Origin of the sequence: Enterobacter sp. A8 (assembly GCF_004296595.1) — a bacterium.
GTDB lineage: Bacteria > Pseudomonadota > Gammaproteobacteria > Enterobacterales > Enterobacteriaceae > Enterobacter > Enterobacter cloacae.
This window is the reverse complement of the sequence record NZ_SCMF01000003.1, coordinates 298,286-320,367: the sequence shown is the minus strand read 5'-3', so window position 1 is coordinate 320,367 and position 22,082 is coordinate 298,286. Positions and strand designations below refer to the sequence as shown.

Below are 22,082 nucleotides of genomic sequence, written 5' to 3'. Positions count from 1 at the left end.
TAGTGCTATATCTGTTGTTCCACAGGAAAGTCCATGGCTGTTATTCAAGATATTATCGCGGCGCTCTGGCAACACGACTTCGCCGCACTGACCGATCCTCACGTTGTAGGTATCGTCTATTTCGTGATGTTCGCGACCCTGTTTCTGGAAAATGGATTACTGCCAGCCTCATTTTTACCCGGTGACAGCCTGCTTTTGCTTGCGGGGGCGTTAATCGGTAAAGGTGTCATGGACTTCACGCCGACCATGGTGATCCTCACCTCCGCGGCAAGCCTGGGCTGCTGGCTGAGCTATCTGCAGGGCCGCTGGCTCGGCAACACGCGCATCGTGAAGGGCTGGCTGGCGCAGCTACCGCATAAATACCATCAGCGTGCGACCTGCATGTTTGACAGGCATGGCCTGCTGGCCTTGCTGGCCGGGCGTTTTCTGGCCTTTGTTCGCACCCTGCTGCCCACCATGGCAGGCATTTCCGGCCTGTCGAACCGCCGCTTCCAGTTCTTTAACTGGCTGAGCGCGTTGTTATGGGTGGGTGTCGTTACTACCCTCGGCTACGCGCTGAACATGATCCCGTTTGTTAAGCACCATGAAGACCAGGTAATGACCTTCCTGATGGTGCTGCCGATGTTCCTGCTGGTGGCTGGACTGGTGGGAACGATTGCGGTGGTGATTAAGAAGAAGTACTGCAGTGCATAAATAAAAGCCGGGTGGCGCTATCGCTTACCCGGCCTACGTTTGCCGTCAGACTCCCTGCATGGTTCGGATGCGTGACGCATCTTCTCCCGGCGTGACGCCGAAGTAGCGCTTAAACTCCCGACTAAACTGCGACGCACTCTCATACCCGACCCGCATCGCCGCCGCGCTGGCCTTCATGCCGTCGTGGATCATCAGCATCCGCGCCTTATGCAGCCGGTAGGTTTTGAGGTATTGCAGCGGCGAGGTGCTGGTCACCGACTTAAAGTTGTGGTGAAACGCCGAGACGCTCATGTTCGCTTCCGCCGCCAGCTGGTCAACGCTGAGGTTTTCCGTGTACTGGCTTTCGATGCGCTTGAGTACGCGGCTTATCAGGCTGAAGTGGGTCTGCCGACTGACCAGCGCCAGTAGTGCCCCGCCCCCCGGCCCCAGCAGCACATGATAGAGAATTTCGCGGATGATTTGCTTACCCAGAATACGCGCATCCAGCGGTCTCTCCATCACGTCCAGCAGACGCTCAATGGCACAGAGGATCTCCTCTGACAGCGTGGCTGAGTTAATGCCGCTCGCCGCCATCGACGGCTGGAAAAGCTCGTCTTCGCCAATGTCCATCAGCAACTCCTGAAGCTGAAGAATATCGACATTCACGCGGATCCCCGCCAGCGGTACCTCCTCTGTCGCGAAGGTTTCACATTCGAAGGGTAAAGGTACTGTTAGCAGCAGATATTCATTGGTGTCATAACGGAACACGCGTTCATTGATATAACCAATTTTATGGCCGGAAAAGAGAAAAACGATGCCCGGCTGATACATCACCGGCGTCCGCGTTCCCGGCTGCGTCCCGTAGAGCAGGCGAATATCCGGCAGCAGTTCGCCTGGGTTATTTTGCTTATCAATCAGTCTTTTAATCTGCGAAGTGAGCTGAAGACAGATGGCTTCACGGTTCATTTAGCGTTACTCCGGGTACGGTTTGCGACCCTCACAGTCTGCGCATTTTCCTGACGTTTCTCCAGTGCTCTGTAGAAATGGGCAAGACATCGGCAGGAATGTGCATTGAGAGGATATCCCCGGGCAGCCACAATGTGCAGCATCAGGTAGCCATCCGCGCCGCCACGATTTTTCACCCACGATAGGGAACGAGCCATGAATAATTTTAATCTCCACACCCCAACCCGCATCCTGTTTGGTAAAGGCGCTATCGCCGATCTGCGTGCACAGATCCCCGCTGACGCCCGCGTGCTGATCACCTACGGTGGCGGCAGCGTGAAAAAAACCGGCGTGCTGGATCAGGTTTACAGCGCACTGGAAGGTCTGGACGTGCGCGAGTTTGGCGGTATCGAGCCAAACCCTTCTTATGAAACGCTGATGAACGCGGTGAAAATCGCCCGCGAAGAAAACATCACCTTCCTGCTGGCTGTCGGCGGGGGTTCCGTGCTGGACGGCACGAAGTTCATCGCCGCGGCAGCACACTACGCCGACGGTATCGACCCATGGCATATCCTGGAAACCCGCGGCAGCGACATTAAAAGCGCGATCCCGATGGGCTCCGTGCTGACCCTGCCAGCCACCGGTTCTGAATCCAACAAAGGCGCGGTGATCTCCCGTAAAACCACCGGAGACAAACAGGCCTTTATGAACGAGCACGTTCAGCCCGTATTCGCGATCCTCGATCCGGTGTACACCTACACCCTGCCCGCGCGTCAGGTCGCGAACGGCGTGGTCGACGCCTTTGTTCACACCGTTGAGCAGTACGTGACTTATCCGGTGGATGCCAAAATTCAGGATCGTTTTGCGGAAGGCATTCTGCTGACGCTGGTCGAAGAGGGTCCGAAGGCGCTGAAAGAGCCAGAAAACTACGACGTGCGTGCCAACGTGATGTGGGCTGCAACGCAGGCGCTGAACGGCCTGATTGGCGCAGGCGTGCCGCAGGACTGGGCAACCCACATGCTGGGCCATGAACTGACGGCAATGCACGGTCTGGATCACGCCCAGACGCTGGCGGTGGTTCTGCCAGCCCTGTGGAACGAAAAACGTGATACCAAACGCGCCAAACTGCTGCAGTACGCGGAACGCGTCTGGAACATCACCGAAGGTTCTGACGACGCGCGTATCGATGCGGCAATCGAAGCGACCCGCAACTTCTTTGAAGGCCTGGGCGTGCCGACGCGTCTGTCCGGCTATGGTCTGGATGGCAGTTCTATCCCTGCCCTGCTGGCTAAACTTGAAGAACACGGCATGACTCAGCTGGGCGAACACGGCGACATTACGCTGGACGTTAGCCGTCGTATCTACGAGGCGGCGCGCTAAGCGTTTTTGGCATCCTGCCTTTCGTTTTTTGACATTTCGTCCAGACTTAATGCACACCCCATCGCCGGAGTCTCCCTCCGGCGATGCGCACCTGAAGGAGGAAAAATGGCAAACCAAACCGTAATCAAGCTGCAGGACGGCAACGTGATGCCCCAGTTGGGGCTAGGTGTATGGAAAGCCGGTAACGACGAGGTCGTCTCCGCCATTCATAAAGCACTGGAAGTCGGCTATCGGTCCATTGATACCGCCGCCGCCTACAAAAACGAGGACGGCGTGGGGAAAGCACTGGCCAGCGCCGGTATGCCCCGTGACGACCTATTTATCACCACCAAACTGTGGAACGACGACCAAAAGCGCCCGCGCGAAGCGCTGCAGGAGAGCCTGGAGAAACTCCAGCTCGATTTCGTCGATCTGTATCTGATGCACTGGCCGGTTCCGGCTATCGACCATTATGTTGATGCCTGGAAAGGGATGATTGAACTGCAAAAAGAGGGGCTGGTGAAAAGCATCGGCGTCTGTAACTTCCAGGTTCATCACCTGCAGCGTCTGATTGACGAAACGGGCGTTGTACCGGTGATTAATCAGATTGAACTGCACCCGCTGATGCAGCAGCGCCAGCTTCACGCCTGGAACGCCACACACAAAATCCAGACCGAATCCTGGAGCCCGCTGGCTCAGGGCGGTGAAGGGGTGTTCGACCAGAAAATTATCCGCGATCTGGCGGATAAATATGGCAAAACCCCGGCGCAGATTGTCATTCGCTGGCACCTGGACAACGGCCTGGTGGTGATCCCGAAATCGGTCACGCCATCGCGCATCGCCGAGAACTTCGACGTCTGGGATTTCCGCCTGGATAAAGATGAGCTGGGCGAGATTGCGAAACTGGATCAGGGCAAGCGTTTAGGGCCCGATCCGGATCAGTTTGGCGGTTAATCCCCTCACCCTGCCCTCTCCCCGAAGGGGAGAGGGTTAGGGTGAGGGGTGAGGGCATCATCGTTATCCGATCTTACGTTTTCCCGCTTTTTTCGTCCCCATAGTCCCACCATTCGAACGCTGGTGCACAATCGGCGTATGCTTGGTCAGTGCCGGGCGCGTATGGCGGTTCTGGCGACGCGCTTCGCGCATCTCATCCAGCGTTGGTGCCGGCACCAGACAGTCGCGACGCGAGCCAATCAGATGCTTTTTCCCCATCTCTTCCAGCGCCTGGCGGATCAGCGGCCAGTTAGCCGGATCGTGGTAGCGCAGCAGCGCTTTGTGCAGACGACGCTGTTTATCCCCTTTCGGCACCACCACGTCTTCACTCTTGTAACCAATTTTACTCAGCGGGTTTTTGCCGGTGTAGTACATGGTTGTGGAGTTGGCGAGCGGTGACGGATAGAAGTTCTGCACCTGATCCAGACGGAAGCGACGCTGTTTCAGCCACAGCGCCAGGTTCACCATGTCTGCATCGCGCGTACCCGGGTGGGCGGAGATGAAGTACGGGATCAGGTACTGCTCTTTCCCTGCCTGCTTTGAGTAGGTATCGAACAGCTGTTTAAAGCGATCGTAGCTGCCCATCCCCGGCTTCATCATTTTCGACAGCGGGCCTTCTTCGGTGTGCTCCGGCGCAATCTTCAGATAGCCACCGACGTGGTGCGTCGCCAGCTCTTTGATGTAGCGCGGATCTTCCACAGCGATGTCGTAACGTACCCCGGAGGCAATCAGGATTTTCTTGATACCCTTCAGATCACGCGCGCGGCGATAGAGGTTGATCGTCGGCTCGTGGTTGGTGTCCATATGTTCGCAAATGCTTGGATAGACACAGGAGAGACGGCGGCAGGTTTGCTCCGCGCGCGGCGATTTACAGCGCAGCATGTACATATTGGCCGTTGGGCCGCCGAGGTCGGAGATCACCCCGGTAAAGCCAGGCACGGTATCGCGAATGGCTTCGATCTCGTTGATGATCGAATCTTCAGAACGGCTCTGAATAATGCGCCCCTCGTGCTCGGTAATGGAGCAGAAGGAACAGCCGCCGAAGCAGCCACGCATGATGTTGATCGAGAAGCGGATCATCTCATACGCCGGGATACGGGCGTTGCCGTACGCCGGGTGCGGCACGCGTTTGTACGGCAGCGCAAAGACGCTGTCCATCTCTTCGGTGGAGAGCGGGATCGCCGGTGGGTTGATCCAGATAAAACGCTCGCCGTGCTTCTGCATCAACGCACGCGCACAGCCGGGGTTGGTTTCATGGTGCAGAATACGGGACGCGTGGGCGTAGAGCACCTTATCGGCTTTCACCTTCTCGTAGGACGGCAGCAGCACATAGGTCTTTTCCCACGGTTTCGGGCGCGGCGGCTGCACGACGATTGCCTTCGCTTCCGCTTTCTTTGGCTCAACCGGTTTGTTATCGGCGCACGGCAGATCTTCGCCATACGGGTGCGGGATAGGATCGATTTTGCCCGGCATATCGATGATGCGGGAATCCACCCCGCGCCAGCCCGGCAGCGCTTCTTTCACCATGATGGCGGTGTTGCGCACGTCGCGGATGCTGCTCACCGGCTCGCCCTGCGACAGACGGTGCGCCACTTCTACCAGTGGGCGCTCGCCGTTACCGTAAATCAGCATGTCGGCTTTGGAGTCCACCAGCACCGAGCGGCGCACGGTATCAGACCAGTAATCATAGTGCGCGGTACGACGCAGGCTCGCCTCGATGCCGCCCAGGATCACCGGCACATCTTTCCAGGCTTCTTTACAGCGCTGGGTGTAGACCAGCGTGGCGCGGTCAGGGCGTTTGCCCGCCACGTTATCCGGTGTGTACGCATCGTCATGGCGCAGCTTACGATCGGCGGTATAGCGGTTGATCATCGAGTCCATGTTGCCGGCGGTCACGCCGAAGAACAGGTTCGGTTTACCCAGACGCATAAAGTCGTCTTTGCTGTTCCAGTCTGGCTGGGAGATGATCCCCACGCGGAAGCCCTGCGCTTCAAGCATGCGGCCGCAGATGGCCATACCGAAGCTCGGGTGGTCAACGTAGGCATCGCCCGTGACCAGAATGATATCGCAGCTATCCCAGCCCAGTTGGTCCATCTCTTCCCGGGACATCGGCAGGAACGGCGCCGGTCCAAAGCAGGCCGCCCAGTACTGGGGCCACGAGAAAAGGTCACGATCCGGCTGGATCAGGGAAATTGCGCTCATAATGCTTCCGAAGAAAAAATAGACAAAAGGAGCCGGATTATACGCTGTTCATCCGCCAGATTTGAAGAAAAGGATGCAAGAGGCAGACAGATATTCACAGAAGTCGTTAAAATACAGCGCCCTGATTATTTTGGCTCATAATATTCACTCTAACTTCCGGTGATTTTCCCCCGGAACAGGTTCTTGCGCGGAGTTCTGTTGTGAAGTTCAACGATTCGTTACATGTCTCCCAGCTGCGGGTTGTGCTTCATCTCTGCGGGTTTCTGGTTCTTCTGTACAGCCTGTCTATGCTGCCGCCGATGGTTATCGCTCTGCTGAATAAAGAGCGAACCTATTTTGCTTTTTTGACCACCTTTTTGACCTTTTTCAGCCTCGGCGGCCTGGCCTGGCGGGCAACCCGTCACGCCGGTATACAGCTACGCACCCGCGACGGATTCGTGATTATCGTCCTGTTCTGGCTGCTGTTCTCATTAATCAGCGCCATGCCGCTCTGGATGGACGATGGCCTGCAGCTCTCCTTTGCTGACGCACTTTTTGAAGGCGTTTCCGGGATCACCACCACGGGCGCAACGGTGATCGGCGACGTCAGCGCCCTGCCCAAATCGTACCTCTATTATCGCGCGCAGCTCAATTTCATTGGCGGGCTGGGCGTCATCGTACTGGCCGTCGCGGTCCTGCCGCTGCTGGGCATCGGTGGCATGAAGCTGTACCAGTCAGAAATGCCCGGCCCGTTTAAAGAGGAGCGTCTGACGCCCCGGCTCGCCGATACCGCACGCACCCTGTGGGTCACCTATCTGGCGCTGGGGATAACCTGCACGCTGGCGTACTGGCTGGCGGGGATGCCCTTTTTTGATGCCGTTTGTCACGGGCTCTCCACCGTATCCCTGGGCGGCTTTTCAACCCGCAGCGAGAGCATCGGTTTTTATGACAGCCACGCGATTGAGCTTGTCGCCGGCACCTTTTCGCTGCTTTCGGCGTTTAACTTTACCCTCTGGTATGTCGCCCTTGTCAGACGCACGCTGAAGCCGATTCGCCGCAGCCCGGAGGTGAGATTCTTTCTGGCCGCTGCCGCGGTGCTTATCGCCATTACCGCCTGGCAGGTCTGGCACGCGGGAATGTATAACCCTCTCGACAGCCTGGTGCACGCCTTCTTCCTGGCAAGCTCAATGATGACCGATAACGGCCTTTCAACGGCCGATTACGCCCACTGGCCTGCCCACACCATATTCCTGCTGCTGAGCGCCAGCTTTTTTGGTGGCTGCGTGGGTTCGACCTGCGGTGGGATTAAGGCCCTGCGGTTTCTGATGATGTTCAAGCAGAGCATTCAGGAGATGAATCAGCTGGCGCATCCGCGGGCGCTGCTGACCATCAAGGTTGGCAACAGCGTGGTGAATGAGCGCGTCCTGCGTTCAGTATGGAGCTTCTTCTTTCTCTACGTGATGATCACAGGCTTTTTCGTCTGGGCGCTCAATCTGATGGGCTATGACCTGTTTACATCATTTGCGACGGTGGCTGCCTGTATCAACAATATGGGGCTGGGCTTTGGCGAAACGGCATCAACCTTCGGGACGTTAAAGGAAGAAGCCAAGCTGTTGATGTGCGCGGCGATGATCTTAGGACGTCTGGAAATTTATCCGGTGTTGATCCTGTGCTCGCGCTTTTTCTGGCGGGCATAACCCATTCCCGGCGCACCGGGAATGCTGTGCTTACGGCGCCGGGTTAACCAGCATTTGCCCTACGGAGCCCCTGTCCATCATCTCCAGCGTCTGGCTGTGGAACAGGAACGGGAAGTGCGGCCAGGAAGGCTGGCCGTAGTAGACAAGCAGTTCAACCTGACCATCCACCCAGACGGTGTCTTTCCAGCCCCTGTCTTCCGGGAACGGCATCGCGCCGTTCACGTTGCGGATCAGGAATGACACACCTTCAATATGGAACGACTGCGGCATGTCGGAGCGAACGGTCCAGCGCTCCCAGGTGCCCTGCTGGGCGGTAATGTCGATACGGTTAACGTCCCACAGCGCGCCGTTGATGCCCGGGTCGTCGCCGAGGCTGATATCACGGCTGCGTACCGGCGAACCGCTCATGATCTCCTGCGGCAGCAGGCGCATGGGCAGGCTGTCGGTCACCAGCGGCAGGAGACCGGTTGGGCGCAGGGTCAGCACCAGCGTGGAGACCAGAATGCTCGACGGCTCAAAGAAGCCACGAATGCGATCCACAATGCTCGCCGCTTCGCCGCAGGTCACCGAGACTTCATCGCCGTTGGTCATATCCACGAGGATTTCACGGCGTTCACCCGGGGCAAGCGCCAGCTGTTTTACGGACACCGGCGCCGGTAAAAAGCCCTGGTCGCCGGAGATCACGTGCAGCGGGCGGCCATCGCTCATCTGCAACAGATAGCGGCGCGAGTTAGAGGCGTTCAGCAGACGCAGGCGAACCCAGCCGCGCGAGACTTCGACATACGGACTTTGCGCGCCGTTGACCAGCAGCGTGTCGCCAACAAAGCCACCGCTACCCGGCTCGCTGTATTCCGGTGTGCCAAAGTTATCCAGACGCTTGTCCTGGATAATGACCGGGAAATCATCCACGCCGTAGTGGTTTGGAATGGGCAGAGATTTACTGACCTCGTCTTCTATCAGCCACATCCCGGCCAGGCCGTTATAAACCTGCTGGGCAGTGCGGTTAGGGGTATTAGCGTGATACCACAGCGTCGCCGCGCTCTGACGGATCGGCAGCACAGGAGCCCAGTCGGCGTTAGGCGACATCATGCGCGCGGCCCCGCCAATCAACGGGCCGGGAACCTGCAACCCGCTGATGGTCATCGCCACATTTTCAGGCGTGCGGTTGCTGTAGATGAGCTTTACGTCATCGCCATTCCACACGCGGATGGTCGGCCCAAGGTAGCGCCCGTTAATGCCCCAGACCGGCGCGCGGGTTCCCTGGGTAAACGACCAGTGGCTTCGCTGTAGCGTCAGGAATAGCGGCTGCCCGCGACGGGATTCAATCAACGGCGGAATGGGCAGCGGCTGTTGCTGCCCGGCGGCGCTGGCTGTCAGCGGCATCGCACCCGCACAAAGGGCGATCCCTGAAGCCTGAATAAACTGACGCCGACTGAGTGACATATAAGCTCCATCTGAAACGACTAACAACGCGGGAATTCGTTTTCCCTTTTAACGCCGGATTAGATCTTCCCGGCGGCTTCTCTCTCTGCGACTTCTTTGTCGAGCTGAGCAATATGCTGAACCATCAGTTCACGGCAGTGCGCTGCCAGCTCGCGGACCTGATCTTTACCGTATTTGCTGGTATCGACCGGCGGCAGCATCTCGACAATCACCAGCCCGTTATTCAGGCGGTTAAGATTAATCTTATTCGATGTATTGGAAACACACACGGGAATAATTGGAACGCCCGCCGCAATTGCGGCATGAAACGCCCCGGTTTTAAACGGCAGCAGACCGCGGCCGCGGCTGCGCGTGCCTTCCGGGAACATCCAGATAGAAATGCGGCGCTTTTTGAAGTGGTTCACCACTTCCGCAATGGTACCGTGCGCTTTTGCGCGGTTATTACGGTCAATCAGCAGGTTACCCGTCAGCCAGTAGAGCTGGCCGAAAAAGGGGATCCACAGCAGGCTCTTCTTACCCACCGTCACGGTCGGCGGCAGCACGATGTTAGAGGCGGTCACCATATCGTAGTTATTTTGATGGTTTGCGATATAGATGGCGTTACCGAAATTCTCCGCCCCTTCCGGCAGACGCTTTTCAACCTTCAGGCCAAACAGCGGCGCAAGACGACCAAACATGTGGCCGAAGGTGGCGACATGCTTCGGGTTACGCGGGCTGAACAGGCAATAGATGCAGCCGAAAACACAGACCAGAATGCAGTAGATAACGGTAAGAATAAGACGAACAATGTATAGCATAGCGACCTCTGAAGCCCTGACAGCTGACAATTATACTTCACCTGTGGCCAGGTAAGGACTTTATTACGAGCGCGTATTGTTAATCGCAACGCACGAATTAACAACGGTTTTACGGGAAATTTTATTGGATATCCCCCTCCGGAACAGAGGGGGATCGAAACGCGTTACTCTTCGCTGTCGCCCGCGTTGCTGCGTGCAGGAGAATCGATCTCCACGCGGTCGATACGCTGCAGGCCGCGCATCAGCGAACCGCGGCGTCCGCGCTCGCCCACCACCTTCTGCAACTCTTCCGGACGCAGCTTGATTTTACGCTTGCCGACATGAATGGTCAGCGTGCTCTGCGGCGGCAGAATGAAGAGATGCGCCAGGCCATCTTCACCTTTCGCGGCTTCCGCCGACGGGATGTTGATGATCTTATTGCCCTTCCCTTTTGACAACTCCGGCAGGTCGCTGACCGGGAACATCAGCATGCGCCCGGCAGACGTGATGGCCAGCAGCATGTCGCTCTCGTTCTCAACCACCAGCGGCGGCATAACGTGTGCGTTATCCGGCAGGCTGATCATGGCTTTACCGGCACGGTTACGTGACACGAGATCGTTAAAGGTACAGATAAAGCCGTAACCCGCATCAGAGGCCAACAGCAGTTTCTGGTCGTCGGCTTCCATCAGCATGTGGTCAACCGTCGCCCCCGGCGGCAGCGTCAGCTTGCCGGTCAGCGGTTCGCCCTGACCGCGCGCGGAAGGCAGCGTGATCGGATCGATGGCGTAACTCCGGCCCGTGGAGTCAATAAACGCCACCGGCTGGTTGCTCTTGCCTTTCACGGCCGCCTTGAAGCTGTCGCCCGCTTTGTAGCTCAGCCCCGGCGCGTCGATATCATGGCCTTTGGCGCTACGCACCCAGCCGCTCTGGGACAGGACGATGGTGACCGGCTCTGAAGGCTGCATGTCATGCTCGTTCATCGCCTTCGCTTCTTCGCGCTCATGCAGCGGAGAACGGCGGTCGTCGCCGAAGGCATCGGCATCGGCCTGCAACTCTTTCTTCAGCAGGGTGTTCATTTTGCGTTCGGACGCGAGGATCGCCTGCAGCTGATCGCGCTCTTTTTCCAGCTCGTTCTGCTCACCGCGGATCTTCATCTCTTCCAGCTTAGCGAGATGGCGCAGCTTCAGTTCGAGGATCGCTTCAGCCTGGGTTTCACTGATACCAAAGCGCGACATTAACGCGGGCTTCGGCTCGTCCTCGGTACGGATGATCTCAATGACTTCATCGATATTGAGGAACGCGACCAGCAAACCTTCGAGGATATGCAGGCGCTTAAGCACTTTCTCCAGACGGTGGTTCAGACGACGGCGCACCGTATCGCGACGGAAGGTCAGCCATTCGGAGAGGATCTCCAGCAGGTTTTTCACCGCCGGGCGTCCGTCCAGACCGATCATGTTCAGGTTGATGCGGTAGCTTTTTTCCAGGTCGGTGGTGGCAAACAGGTGGTTCATCACCTGCTCCATGTCCACGCGGTTAGAGCGCGGCACGATCACCAGACGGGTTGGGTTTTCGTGGTCGGATTCATCGCGCAGGTCGTCCACCATCGGCAGCTTTTTATTGCGCATCTGGGAGGCGATCTGCTCCAGCACCTTGGCACCAGAGACCTGATGCGGCAGCGCGGTGATCACCACGGCTCCGTCCTCTTTGGTCCACACCGCGCGCATGCGCACGGAGCCACGGCCGTTCTGGTAGATTTTGCGGATTTCCGCACGCGAGGTGATGATCTCAGCTTCGGTCGGGAAGTCCGGCCCCTGAACGATATCCAGCAGCTCGTCCAGCGAGGTTTTCGGCTGTTCAATCAGGGTGATGGCGGCTTTCGCCACTTCACGCAGGTTGTGTGGCGGGATGTCCGTCGCCATACCGACCGCGATACCGGTGGTGCCGTTCAGCAGGATATTCGGCAGACGTGCAGGCAGCATTTTCGGCTCCTGCAGCGTGCCGTCGAAGTTTGGCACCCAGTCCACCGTCCCCTGGCCGAGTTCGCCCAGCAGCACTTCGGCATATTTAGACAGACGGGATTCGGTATAACGCATCGCCGCGAAGGATTTCGGATCGTCCGGTGCCCCCCAGTTCCCCTGACCGTCCACCAGCGGGTAACGATAAGAGAACGGCTGGGCCATCAGCACCATCGCTTCATAGCAGGCGCTGTCGCCGTGCGGATGGTATTTACCCAGTACGTCACCGACGGTACGGGCGGATTTCTTGAACTTGGCGGTGGCGTTCAGCCCCAGCTCGGACATCGCATAGACGATGCGACGCTGAACGGGCTTCAGGCCATCCCCGATAAACGGCAATGCCCTGTCCATGATGACGTACATGGAGTAGTTCAGGTAGGCGTTTTCCGTGAATTCATGTAGCGCGAGGCGCTCTGCCATATCGCTCATTACGTGTGATTCCTCAACTCAGAAACCGATGGGTTTCAGGCAATATTGCCGCAGATACTACCCTATCTGGCGAGTTGAGTCACAAAGAAAAAGGGCCGGATAAGCGGCCCTTTCTGGGTTATTTCGTCAGCTTGATAACCTGCTTCACGTCGATTTCAAATTCGTTCCAGTCTTTATCGACCTTACCCTGCAGCTCAACTTTATCCTGCGGGGACACGGTCACACCGTTCCAGCGCTTATGATCAATCTCAACCACCACCGTGCCGGTCTCGTCGCGGAAGGTGTAGCGGTCATCGGACAGGCGTTCGGTGATGTTCCCGCGCAGCTTCACCCAGGCGTCGTCCTTCAGGTCTTTGACTTTCGCGGCCGTTGTCAGGTTGGCGTTGTTATCAACAAAACCGCCTGCCTGCGTCTGAGTCTGGGGTTGGGTAGCTGATGGGCCCGTAAAACCGCCCTGAGCAGCGAAGACCGGTGCGGTGGTCATCATCATGATAGCAGCCATTGCAGCGAATTTTTTCATATTCATCTCTCCCTTTAATGTGGTGTCGCAATCCATTAAACAGGGTAATCCTTAACAACTTCTTAAGGGGAAAATTTATATTTTTTTACTGTACAGCAGGCGGATCCAGAGGGTTTACTGACGCCATCAAGGAGGGGATATGCGCATATTACTGGTAGAAGACGACAAGCTGATTGGCGATGGCATTAAAGCGGGCTTAAGCAAAATGGGCTTCAGCGTGGACTGGTTCACCGACGGAAAAACCGGCCAGGCGGCGCTCTGTTCTGCCCCTTACGATGCGGTGGTGCTTGACCTGACGCTACCGGAGATCGACGGTCTGGCGATCCTGCGCGCCTGGCGCGAAAGCGGGCGCAGCGAGCCGGTGCTTATCCTGACCGCGCGGGATGCGCTGAATCAGCGCGTCGAGGGGCTACGCCTGGGAGCCGATGATTACCTCTGCAAACCCTTCGCGCTGATCGAAGTGGCCGCCCGCCTTGAGGCGCTGGTGCGTCGCAGCCACGGTCAGACGCGCAGCGAACTGCGTCATGGCAAAGTGACGCTCGACCCGACAAGCCTCGTCGCCACACTGGAGGGGGAAACGCTGGCCCTCAAGCCCAAAGAGTTCGCCCTGCTGGAGTTACTGATGCGCAATGCGGGCCGCGTCCTGCCGCGTAAAGCGATCGAAGAGAAGCTCTATACGTGGGACGATGACGTCTCCAGTAACGCCGTGGAAGTACACGTCCATCATCTGCGGCGTAAGCTGGGCAGCGAATTTATCCGCACGGTTCATGGTATCGGCTATACCCTGGGTGACGCATGAAACTGAGCCTGAAACTCCGTCTGACGCTTCTTTTTCTGCTGCTGTCGCTGACGGCCTGGTTTGCCGCAAGCCTTGTCGCCTGGCAGCAGACGACCCACAAGCTCGATAAGCTGTTTGATACCCAACAGATGCTGTTTGCTAAACGGCTGCTGACGATGGATCTGGATGAAATACGCGCTCCGGAGCGGATGCGCGAGATCCCCAAAAAAGTGAAGCACGGTCGCCTGGACGACGATGCTCTGGCCTTCGCCATTTACGCTACCGACGGCACGATGATCCTCAATGACGGGGAAAACGGCCGCGACATCCCGTATCACTATCGCCGCGATGGGTTTGATGACGGCAGGCTCAAAGACGACAACGATGACTGGCGTTTCTTATGGCTGTCCTCGCCGGACGGGAAGTACCGCGTGGTGGTCGGTCAGGAGTGGGAATACCGGCAGGAGATGGCGCTGGATGTGGTCAGCTCGCAGCTGACGCCGTGGCTGGTGGCGCTACCGGTGATGCTGCTGTTGCTGATTGTCCTGCTGAGCCGGGAGCTTAAGCCATTGAAAAAACTGGCGCAGACGTTGCGCCTGCGCTCGCCGGATGCCACCGACACCCTGCCGACACAGGGCGTGCCATCAGAAGTACGCCCCCTTCTGGACTCCCTGAACCACCTCTTTACCCGAACCCAGGAGATGATGAGCCGCGAGCGCCGCTTTACCTCCGATGCCGCCCACGAATTACGTAGCCCGCTGGCGGCCCTGAAGGTGCAAACCGACGTGGCGCAACTCTCTCTGGACGACCCGCAGGCGCAGGAAAAAGCGCTCTCGCAGCTCCACGCGGGGATCGACCGGGCATCCCGGCTGGTGGATCAACTCCTCACTCTCTCGCGTCTGGATTCTCTGGAAAATCTCGACGATGTCGAACCGATAAAGATGGCCGATTTACTGCAATCAGCGGTTCTGGACATCTGGCATCCGGCGCAGCAGGCGGGTATCGACCTTCGCCTGAACATCAACGCCCCGCAGGCTGAACGCACGGGTCAACCGCTGCTGTTGAGCCTGCTGGTGCGTAACCTGCTGGATAACGCCGTTCGTTACAGCCCGCACGGCAGCGTGGTTGAGGTTACGCTGGACGCCCGTTGCTTCTCCATACGCGACAACGGACCAGGGATCGCCCCCGAGGCGTTGGCCCGTATTGGCGAGCGTTTTTATCGTCCACCCGGCCAGGATGCCACGGGCAGCGGGCTGGGATTATCGATTGTAAAACGCATTGCTGCCCTGCACGGTATGCATGTTTCACTGGATAATGCTGCGGAAGGCGGCGTTGACGTAAAGGTGTGCTGGTAAGGGATTATTGCATTTAACGCAAAAGACTTTGCACATTTTGCTCATTTTACCGTATCGTCCTCGCGCGTAGAATACTCGCCATACTCTCATCGACGAGGACAAATAATGAGCAACATTCTGATTATCAACGGTGCGAAAGAATTCGCCCACTCTAAAGGCCAGTTGAATGACACCCTGACCGAGGTCGCGGACGGCTTCCTGCGCGACGCCGGGCATGATGTTAAGGTTGTGCGCGCAGACAGCCATTACGACGTGAAAGCCGAAGTGCAGAACTTCCTGTGGGCTGACGTGGTTATCTGGCAGATGCCGGGCTGGTGGATGGGCGCACCGTGGACCGTGAAAAAATACATGGATGACGTGTTCACTGAGGGCCACGGTTCACTGTATGCCAGCGACGGCCGTACCCGTTCAGACGCGTCTAAAAAATATGGCTCAGGCGGCCTGATTCAGGGTAAGAAATATATGCTCTCCCTGACCTGGAACGCCCCGCTGGACGCGTTCACCGATAAAGATCAGTTCTTTGAAGGCGTAGGGGTAGACGGCGCATACCTGCCGTTCCACAAGGCTAACCAGTTCCTCGGCATGGACCCGCTGCCGACCTTTATCGTCAACGACGTGATTAAAATGCCTGACGTCCCGCGCTATATCGCAGAATATCGCAAGCATCTGGCTGAAATTTTTGCTTAACTGGTAACCTGGAATTAGAAGGAGTTAATTATGCTTACCGTTATTGCTGAAATCCGTACGCGTCCTGGCCAACATCACCGCCAGGCGGTGCTGGATCAGTTCGCGAAAATTATCCCAACCGTACTGCAAGAAGAAGGCTGCCACGGCTATGCGCCGATGGTTGACGCCGCAACCAACGCCAGCTTCCAGGCCACCGCGCCGGACTCCATCATCATGGTTGAGCAGTGGGAAACCGTGGCGCATCTCGAAGCGCACCTGCAGACAGCACACATGAAAGCGTGGAGCGATGCGGTAAAAGGTGACGTGCTGGAAACCCACATCCGTATTCTGGAGCAAGGGGTGTAAAACCTGCCTTCCCTCTCCTTTCGGAGAGGGAAATATCTCTGACCTGCTATGCTTATTCTGACTTCATGATTAACAGGAGGATGGAATGGGACTTTTTAACTTCGTAAAAGAAGCAGGCGAAAAGCTGTGGGACAACCTGACCGATCATAAAGGCCAGAGCGACAAAATCACCGAGCATCTCAAGAAACTCAACATTCCCGGCGCGGATAAAGTGCAGGTCAACGTTACCGACGGTAAAGCCAGCGTAACGGGCGACGGGCTGACCCAAGAGCAGAAAGAAAAAATCCAGGTCGCCGTCGGCAATATTGCGGGCGTCAGCGAGGTGGAAAACAACATCACCGCCACTGATGCCAAAGATGAAGCCACTTACTATACGGTGAAATCAGGCGACACCCTCAGCGCCATCTCCAAAACCGTGTACGGGGATGCCAACCAGTACAACAAGATTTTTGAGGCGAACCGCCCGATGCTCTCCAGCCCGGACAAGATTTATCCCGGCCAGACGCTGCGTATTCCTAAAGCGTAACCCACACGTCGGGGGCGCGCCCCCGACCTTTTACCAGTACGGCTTCCAGCTCTGGGTGAACCGCACCAGCGCCTCAACGTAGAAGTAATCGCCCCAGCTCGCACATTCATCCACGCCTTTGTTGCTCGCCAGGTGATAGACAGCGTGCTTAAGCAGCCCGTTCCCCTTCTCGTCTTTGCCCATCAGATAGTGCTTTGTCAGCGACGACATAATCCCTTTAGCCCAGTCCAGATAACGTTCACGATCCGGATCCGTGACCGGCAACTGTTTTACCAGTTCCAGCAGCCCGCAGACGGCAATGGCCGCCGAGGAGGAATCCCGCAGCGCATCTGTCCCCAGCAGCGCCAGATCCCAGTGGCAGACATAATCCTCCGGCAGACGATTAAGAAAGTAGTTTGCCAGGCGTTTTGACAGCACAATCATCGTCTTATCGCCGGTATAGAGATAGCTCAGCATAAAACCGTAGATCCCCCACGCCTGCCCGCGGGACCAGCAGGAGTCGTCCGCGTATCCTTGCTGCGTGTTGCCGTAACGAGGCGCGCCGGTAACCACATCCATGTAGTAGGTGTGGAACGTCGAGGCATCTTCACGAATCAGGTACGTAGCGGCCTGCATCACGTGGGCTTTTGCGGCGTCAGCAAAGCGCGCGTCGCCGGTTTGTTCCGTCGCCCAGTAGAGCAGCGGCAGATTCATGTTGCAGTCGATAATCATCCGCCCGGCCTGCTCCGGGTCTGACAGATCGCCCCAGGCCTGAATAATCTTCGCCTTCGGGTGAAAGCGCTCCAGCAGGGCTTCAGCCGCCAGCAGGGCGAACCCGCGCGCCTCGCGGTTGCCGGTCAGTCGCCAGGCCGCCACGCAGGAGAGCGTATACAGGAACCCCAAATCATGAGTGTTGGTATCATTACGCCCGGCGATGCGCAGGCCAAACGAGCGCACGTGTTTTTCAGCCATTTCGCGGAACGTTGTCTCACCGCTCATCTCCCACGCCAGCCATAGCTGACCGGTCCAGAAGCTGGTGGTCCACTCCACATTCTCCGTCAGCGGATAAACCCCGTTCTGGCAGGTTTCTGCCGGGAATCGGTCACCAAACGCCACCAAATGACGGCTAATCAGCTCAAGCACGTGGCTGCGGGCAGAGCTGAGTTCATCACGTAATGTCCGCGATTCAACGGGGACAGGAATAGCCTGCAGGTGTTCCTCTTTGATACGACTTAACATGTTTCGGGTCCTTTAAATTACCGGGATGAGGGTTCTGCTGCGTTCAGCGAGCGGGTACCGCGCCATTTGCTCTGGCAGGCGGATAACGTAAAGGCAGAGATAAACGTAAAGGTCAGCGCCGTGGCTCCCATAATGATATAGGTGTGCTCAAAGCCGATGCGGTCATACAGATAGCCGGCAGGCGAAGAGACAACCACGTTGCCCACGTAGAGCATGGCCTGATAGCCCAGCAGATACATGGTGGCGTTAACGCGTTTATCGAAATGCTCAGCAATATATTTAAAGACCGATACCAGCAGCAGACATATTTCCAGGCCATACAGCGGTTTCAGTACGGAAATTAACAGATGGGAATCGCACAGGCCGGAAATAATCAGTCGCGCACCGACCACCAGCCCGACAATTAACAGCCCACGCTTGGCACCAATACTATTCACCAACAGCGGGATCACCATATACATCACAAATTCCATACCCGACTGTACGGTTCCCAGATAACCGAACACCGCGTTACCCTGGTGAATATCATCAAAGAACGTGACGAAATAGCGTGAGAACTGCTGCTCGGCAATAAACATCATCCACGCCACGCCCGCCACATACAGGCAGAACGCCCAGAACTTGCGGTTACGCAGCAGGGCATAGACATCCGCAGGGGCGATTTTCTCTTTGGTCAGCACCTCGCTGGCGTGAGCGGAGTTAGTGTTCACTTTCAGGCTCACAAGGACGATCAGCATGATGATGGATGCGACGCTGCCCAAAATAAAGTTATACGCCGGAGAGAGATTAAACAGCAGACCGGAGAACGAGGACGCCACGGCCCAGCCAAGCGATCCCCACATGCGAATTTGCCCGAACTCCATACCGTTTAAACGGCTAAAGCGGTCAGAATAGGATTCACACGCCGCCACGCCCGCGTACCAGGCAAAGCTTAAATAGAGCGCGCCAATGATGATCCCCACCAGAGTATTGGACATCAGCAGCGGCTGATAAACATAAATAAAGAACGGCGCCATCAGTGCGGACATGGCAACCACAAAATAGAGCAGGTATTTACTCATGCCGATCTTATCGAGAATATAGCCGTAGATCGGTTTAAGGATGACTGAGAAGATACCGTTGACCGCAAAGACAGTGCCAATTACCGAGCCGCTGAGATTGGCCTTTTGGCCGAGCCAGATGGCTAATAGCCCAATACTGGCGGACCAGGTAAAGAAATAGAGAAATATAAAGCTGCTGATTTTGTAATATTCGGTTCTGTTCGTTGTAGATGCACTTTTCATATCATTCTCGCCGACGTGTAGGGTCAGATTTTTTATAATGTGAACGACAGCTTACGTTCGCCTCCGGGTTCGCGGATCGCGACCTGGTCAGGGGTCATCTTCAATTCAGGTGCCAATGCCGCGGGGGGGTTCTCGCTGGCCACGACGGCGCAACAGAGCCAGCTCTCTCCCTGAGGGAGATCGGTTTTTAACAGCGGAATGGATGCGCATTCCGGGAACATAATGCTGCTGTTCGGCGGCGTGACGATGCTGTCTGGCTCCCGGGCAATGGCCGGGGAAAGATCGACAATCACGCTGCTGCCGTTGCTGGCCGTCAGGTAACAGCCACGCTCATGAATGTGGCGTTCGGTTTTCATCACCGCAAAACCTCCCTCCACTGCCTGAAGGGTGCGAGCGCTGTTAATGCGGTGCAGACGCACGTGCCACTCGCCAAAGGGAATTTGCCAGGTTTCGACATGGACATCATGCCAGGGTGACCAGCGTGAATAGAGGTAGTTCTCATCCACCCGCACCTCCGCGCATTCACGACGCCCGCGGAAGTAGTTATCCCCCTCCGCCAGCAGTAACATCGAGTCGCAGGCGGCATGTTTCAGGCCAAAGCGCCCCCGCTCGAGGGTGAAGCCAAAGCGGCTTGAGTACGCAAATTTGGTGTATTTGGCTTCGGTGTTGACGTAGTTATTCAGCTCAAGCTGACCGGCAGTGAGCATCGTGACGTGCTGTGAGTTATCCGCATGCATCAGGATGTGCTGCGCTGGGTGGATCACGCGTTTTTCCGCCAGCGAGGGGAGCGGCTGCTCTTCTGCCTGCCAGAACGGGTGTGACTCCGGCAAGGCCAGCATCAGGTACGTTTTCAGCGCCCAGTACGGCGAGCCGGGGGCGTTATAATCCTCGCACATCACCAGGTTGGGATAAGTAAAACCGAGGGTCAAAATACCGTCGCGATCGGTCATCGGCTGCCGCTGCCACCAGCGAAGATGGCGCAGCACAATGCCCTTCACGATGCCCGGCGAGAAGACATTCAGCCCGGAAAAGGCCACGGCGCTCCAGAAAGCGACCATCGCGAAGCGATAGGTAAGGCTCCGGCCAAACGGTACCGACGCGCCGTCGGCGGCAGACCAGTAAATAAAATCTTCGGCAAACTGACGGGCACGCTCACGTAACACCTCCGCCCTTTTTTCATCACCGCTGAGGGTGGCATAAATCAGGCCGTAGAAGTGGAACGCCATTGAGATGTAGTAATCCTTCGGGCGGCCCGGACCGTCAGAATACCAGCCGTCACCCAGATAATACGCCTCCATCATCGCAAACCGACGGTCGATGGCGCGCGGATCATGCGGCAGCCCGGCACATTTGAAGCCAAGCTGCACCATAATCGCGAAGTAGTTCCAGTTGCTGTCCGGCATCTGCGCATCGGTGATCTGGTTGAGCCACGCGTGCAGGTTCATTACCTCACGTTCGCTGAAGCGGCGGGTGAGCTTATCCCCCAGCAGCGCCAGCCCCAGGCCGTAAGCCGCCATCTCCACCAGACGCTGGTCGTACGGGCCGGTTTCCCCCCAATAGCCCGGGCTCTGCGGATCGGTGCCGAGCTTAATGGCGGTAAGGTACTTCTCACTAAACGGCTCGTCCCCGCCGCCCGCCATCAGCGGAAACAACCCCCACAGCGCGCGGGATAGCCCTTCCATCTGCGCAATCTCCGTGGGGTAGTGCGCACAGGTTTCTCCCAGCGAGAACCGTGAACAATCCTGCGGAAAGGACTTATCCAGCGCGCCCAGCAGGTCATGTAACGACGCCACCACCTCCTGGCGCGAAGACAATGGATTTGATTTTTTAGACATACGCTCGCCCTCGTCATCAACTGCGACGAAGGATAGTGAATCCGCAAGGGGGATAAATGTTAGCCACGTCACAGCCGTGAAGGCTAAATAAACCTCCAGTTGAGAAAATTTAAAAAGGTGGTTTATAACGAGAATATAACGGCAGAAAATTGAGTTTTATTGCACTATGCGCGACACGCCCACCTCCGACCGGCTGGAACTGATCACCTTAAATGACACCGTCGTGTCATTCAGCCGTCTGTTTGCCAATACCGTGCGTTATCATCACTGGCATCAGTGTCTGGAGATTCTGTATGTAGAAGAAGGATTTGGCGTCGCCATTGTCGATAACCGTCACTACACCATGTGCCCCGGGCGGCTGTTTTTCTTTCCGCCGTTTACCCTGCATAAAGTGAGGGTGGATGAGCAGGCAGAAGCGATTTACCGACGTACCATTATTCATCTCGACCCTCACGCGGTGCTTACAGCCCTGCGCGATTTTCCCCACACGCAGCAGCGGCTGCAGAAACTTTCTGCCCGCGGCGCCGGAGCGTGGGTTGCCGATCTGGCGCACTGCCATCACCATGTCGATCATCTGCTCGGCTGTTACCCGTCGCCTTTAACCCGCGAGGGAATAGCCGCGCTGTTGATTGGTTTATTCGCCATGCTCCCGGACGATAATGCCCGTGCGCCGGGCAGTAGCCTTGGGCTCGCCAGCCAGGTGATGTTCTGGCTGGACGAACATTACCAGGAGAAATTTCGCCTGGATGCACTGGCAGAAACGCTGGGGAAATCCCGCAGCTACGTATCGCGAAAATTCCATGCGGAAACAGGCGAGAAGATCCACAACTATCTGAATACGCTAAGGCTGCGCAAGGCCTGCGAGCGCCTGCTGCACAGCGAGGCGAGCGTACGCGAGATTGCCACCCAGGTGGGATTTTCCGACGTGACGTGGTTTATCAGCGCGTTTAAGAAGGGAATTGGCGAGACGCCGTTGCAGTACCGGAAGAACCATGCTGACCGATGAACGGCGTGAGCGCCCGGCA

19 protein-coding genes are annotated in these 22,082 nt (G+C 57.0%); 10 read left to right on the top strand and 9 right to left on the bottom strand.

The window, feature by feature from the left end; translation table 11 throughout:
- The first annotated feature begins 33 nt into the window (after positions 1 to 33).
- Entirely contained in the window at positions 34 to 693 is a 660-nt protein-coding gene (gene yghB / locus EQV24_RS13470) for a DedA family general envelope maintenance protein YghB (protein ID WP_047351852.1), read from the top strand.
- Between the two features lie 45 nt (positions 694 to 738).
- On the opposite strand, the gene EQV24_RS13465 is transcribed toward yghB, so the two are convergent.
- Positions 739 to 1,638 (bottom strand): AraC family transcriptional regulator, encoded by a 900-nt coding sequence (locus EQV24_RS13465; RefSeq protein WP_023619917.1) that lies wholly within the window; start codon positions 1,636 to 1,638, stop codon positions 739 to 741.
- A gap of 195 nt (positions 1,639 to 1,833) precedes the next feature.
- Here EQV24_RS13465 and yqhD point away from each other — a divergent pair, with 195 nt between their 5' ends.
- Positions 1,834 to 2,997, top strand: coding sequence for an alcohol dehydrogenase (yqhD, locus tag EQV24_RS13460; RefSeq protein WP_013098716.1), 1,164 nt, complete (start codon positions 1,834 to 1,836; stop codon positions 2,995 to 2,997).
- Positions 2,998 to 3,102: 105 nt separating this feature from the next.
- The gene (gene dkgA, locus EQV24_RS13455) at positions 3,103 to 3,930 is read left to right on the top strand and encodes a 2,5-didehydrogluconate reductase DkgA (protein ID WP_023619916.1); all 828 of its coding nucleotides are present in this window, start codon (positions 3,103 to 3,105) and stop codon (positions 3,928 to 3,930) included.
- 63 nt (positions 3,931 to 3,993) lie between these two features.
- Here the strand turns inward: dkgA and EQV24_RS13450 are convergent, their stop codons facing one another.
- Positions 3,994 to 6,171 (bottom strand): YgiQ family radical SAM protein, encoded by a 2,178-nt coding sequence (locus EQV24_RS13450; RefSeq protein WP_130626686.1) that lies wholly within the window; start codon positions 6,169 to 6,171, stop codon positions 3,994 to 3,996.
- 200 nt (positions 6,172 to 6,371) lie between these two features.
- Between EQV24_RS13450 and EQV24_RS13445 the strand changes: the two genes are divergently transcribed.
- On the top strand, positions 6,372 to 7,847 hold the full coding sequence (locus EQV24_RS13445) for a TrkH family potassium uptake protein (protein WP_013098720.1): 1,476 nt from the start codon (positions 6,372 to 6,374) through the stop codon (positions 7,845 to 7,847).
- 30 nt (positions 7,848 to 7,877) lie between these two features.
- Here the strand turns inward: EQV24_RS13445 and ftsP are convergent, their stop codons facing one another.
- The 4 genes from ftsP to EQV24_RS13425 all read right to left on the bottom strand — a co-directional run bounded on the left by ftsP (position 7,878) and on the right by EQV24_RS13425 (position 13,030).
- Complete coding sequence (gene ftsP, locus EQV24_RS13440; RefSeq protein ID WP_013098721.1) at positions 7,878 to 9,290, bottom strand: cell division protein FtsP; 1,413 nt, start codon at positions 9,288 to 9,290, stop codon at positions 7,878 to 7,880.
- 59 nt (positions 9,291 to 9,349) lie between these two features.
- Positions 9,350 to 10,087, bottom strand: a complete 738-nt coding sequence (gene plsC / locus EQV24_RS13435) for a 1-acylglycerol-3-phosphate O-acyltransferase (protein ID WP_013098722.1) — start codon at positions 10,085 to 10,087, stop codon at positions 9,350 to 9,352.
- A gap of 164 nt (positions 10,088 to 10,251) precedes the next feature.
- Entirely contained in the window at positions 10,252 to 12,510 is a 2,259-nt protein-coding gene (gene parC / locus EQV24_RS13430) for a DNA topoisomerase IV subunit A (RefSeq protein WP_038983486.1), read from the bottom strand.
- A 118-nt stretch (positions 12,511 to 12,628) separates the two neighbouring features.
- The gene (locus EQV24_RS13425) at positions 12,629 to 13,030 is read right to left on the bottom strand and encodes a NirD/YgiW/YdeI family stress tolerance protein (RefSeq protein ID WP_020689494.1); all 402 of its coding nucleotides are present in this window, start codon (positions 13,028 to 13,030) and stop codon (positions 12,629 to 12,631) included.
- Between the two features lie 139 nt (positions 13,031 to 13,169).
- Here EQV24_RS13425 and qseB point away from each other — a divergent pair, with 139 nt between their 5' ends.
- From qseB to lysM, 5 genes are all read left to right on the top strand, one after another.
- A complete protein-coding gene (qseB, locus tag EQV24_RS13420) occupies positions 13,170 to 13,829 on the top strand; it encodes a quorum sensing response regulator transcription factor QseB (RefSeq protein WP_020689493.1) in 660 nt (219 codons plus the stop codon).
- On the top strand, positions 13,826 to 15,163 hold the full coding sequence (gene qseC / locus EQV24_RS13415; protein ID WP_130626685.1) for a quorum sensing histidine kinase QseC: 1,338 nt from the start codon (positions 13,826 to 13,828) through the stop codon (positions 15,161 to 15,163). Before qseB ends, qseC begins: the two co-directional genes overlap by 4 nt.
- Positions 15,164 to 15,268: 105 nt before the next feature.
- Positions 15,269 to 15,850, top strand: a complete 582-nt coding sequence (locus tag EQV24_RS13410; protein ID WP_013098727.1) for an NAD(P)H-dependent oxidoreductase — start codon at positions 15,269 to 15,271, stop codon at positions 15,848 to 15,850.
- Positions 15,851 to 15,880: 30 nt separating this feature from the next.
- A complete protein-coding gene (locus tag EQV24_RS13405; RefSeq protein WP_013098728.1) occupies positions 15,881 to 16,195 on the top strand; it encodes a putative quinol monooxygenase in 315 nt (104 codons plus the stop codon).
- 85 nt (positions 16,196 to 16,280) lie between these two features.
- Positions 16,281 to 16,721: a peptidoglycan-binding protein LysM gene (lysM, locus tag EQV24_RS13400; protein WP_013098729.1), complete on the top strand. Its 441-nt coding sequence runs from the start codon at positions 16,281 to 16,283 to the stop codon at positions 16,719 to 16,721.
- 30 nt (positions 16,722 to 16,751) lie between these two features.
- Here lysM and EQV24_RS13395 read toward each other — a convergent pair whose 3' ends face one another.
- The 3 genes from EQV24_RS13395 to EQV24_RS13385 are packed head-to-tail and all read right to left on the bottom strand — an operon-like array spanning position 16,752 to position 21,057.
- Entirely contained in the window at positions 16,752 to 17,939 is a 1,188-nt protein-coding gene (locus tag EQV24_RS13395) for a glycoside hydrolase family 88 protein (protein WP_057072630.1), read from the bottom strand.
- Positions 17,940 to 17,956: 17 nt separating this feature from the next.
- Positions 17,957 to 19,222: an oligosaccharide MFS transporter gene (locus EQV24_RS13390; RefSeq protein ID WP_013098731.1), complete on the bottom strand. Its 1,266-nt coding sequence runs from the start codon at positions 19,220 to 19,222 to the stop codon at positions 17,957 to 17,959.
- 32 nt (positions 19,223 to 19,254) lie between these two features.
- Complete coding sequence (locus tag EQV24_RS13385; RefSeq protein WP_130626684.1) at positions 19,255 to 21,057, bottom strand: DUF2264 domain-containing protein; 1,803 nt, start codon at positions 21,055 to 21,057, stop codon at positions 19,255 to 19,257.
- Between the two features lie 166 nt (positions 21,058 to 21,223).
- Between EQV24_RS13385 and EQV24_RS13380 the strand changes: the two genes are divergently transcribed.
- Positions 21,224 to 22,063: an AraC family transcriptional regulator gene (locus tag EQV24_RS13380; protein ID WP_130626683.1), complete on the top strand. Its 840-nt coding sequence runs from the start codon at positions 21,224 to 21,226 to the stop codon at positions 22,061 to 22,063.
- The last annotated feature ends 19 nt before the right edge of the window (positions 22,064 to 22,082 follow it).

Coding starts and splice junctions, on each gene's coding strand:
- yghB (WP_047351852.1), top strand. CDS start 34: ATGGCTGTTATTCAAGATATTATCGCGGCGCTCTGGCAACACGACTTC.
- EQV24_RS13465 (WP_023619917.1), bottom strand. CDS start 1,638: ATGAACCGTGAAGCCATCTGTCTTCAGCTCACTTCGCAGATTAAAAGA.
- yqhD (WP_013098716.1), top strand. CDS start 1,834: ATGAATAATTTTAATCTCCACACCCCAACCCGCATCCTGTTTGGTAAA.
- dkgA (WP_023619916.1), top strand. CDS start 3,103: ATGGCAAACCAAACCGTAATCAAGCTGCAGGACGGCAACGTGATGCCC.
- EQV24_RS13450 (WP_130626686.1), bottom strand. CDS start 6,171: ATGAGCGCAATTTCCCTGATCCAGCCGGATCGTGACCTTTTCTCGTGG.
- ftsP (WP_013098721.1), bottom strand. CDS start 9,290: ATGTCACTCAGTCGGCGTCAGTTTATTCAGGCTTCAGGGATCGCCCTT.
- plsC (WP_013098722.1), bottom strand. CDS start 10,087: ATGCTATACATTGTTCGTCTTATTCTTACCGTTATCTACTGCATTCTG.
- parC (WP_038983486.1), bottom strand. CDS start 12,510: ATGAGCGATATGGCAGAGCGCCTCGCGCTACATGAATTCACGGAAAAC.
- EQV24_RS13425 (WP_020689494.1), bottom strand. CDS start 13,030: ATGAAAAAATTCGCTGCAATGGCTGCTATCATGATGATGACCACCGCA.
- qseB (WP_020689493.1), top strand. CDS start 13,170: ATGCGCATATTACTGGTAGAAGACGACAAGCTGATTGGCGATGGCATT.
- qseC (WP_130626685.1), top strand. CDS start 13,826: ATGAAACTGAGCCTGAAACTCCGTCTGACGCTTCTTTTTCTGCTGCTG.
- EQV24_RS13410 (WP_013098727.1), top strand. CDS start 15,269: ATGAGCAACATTCTGATTATCAACGGTGCGAAAGAATTCGCCCACTCT.
- EQV24_RS13405 (WP_013098728.1), top strand. CDS start 15,881: ATGCTTACCGTTATTGCTGAAATCCGTACGCGTCCTGGCCAACATCAC.
- lysM (WP_013098729.1), top strand. CDS start 16,281: ATGGGACTTTTTAACTTCGTAAAAGAAGCAGGCGAAAAGCTGTGGGAC.
- EQV24_RS13395 (WP_057072630.1), bottom strand. CDS start 17,939: ATGTTAAGTCGTATCAAAGAGGAACACCTGCAGGCTATTCCTGTCCCC.
- EQV24_RS13390 (WP_013098731.1), bottom strand. CDS start 19,222: ATGAAAAGTGCATCTACAACGAACAGAACCGAATATTACAAAATCAGC.
- EQV24_RS13385 (WP_130626684.1), bottom strand. CDS start 21,057: ATGTCTAAAAAATCAAATCCATTGTCTTCGCGCCAGGAGGTGGTGGCG.
- EQV24_RS13380 (WP_130626683.1), top strand. CDS start 21,224: ATGCGCGACACGCCCACCTCCGACCGGCTGGAACTGATCACCTTAAAT.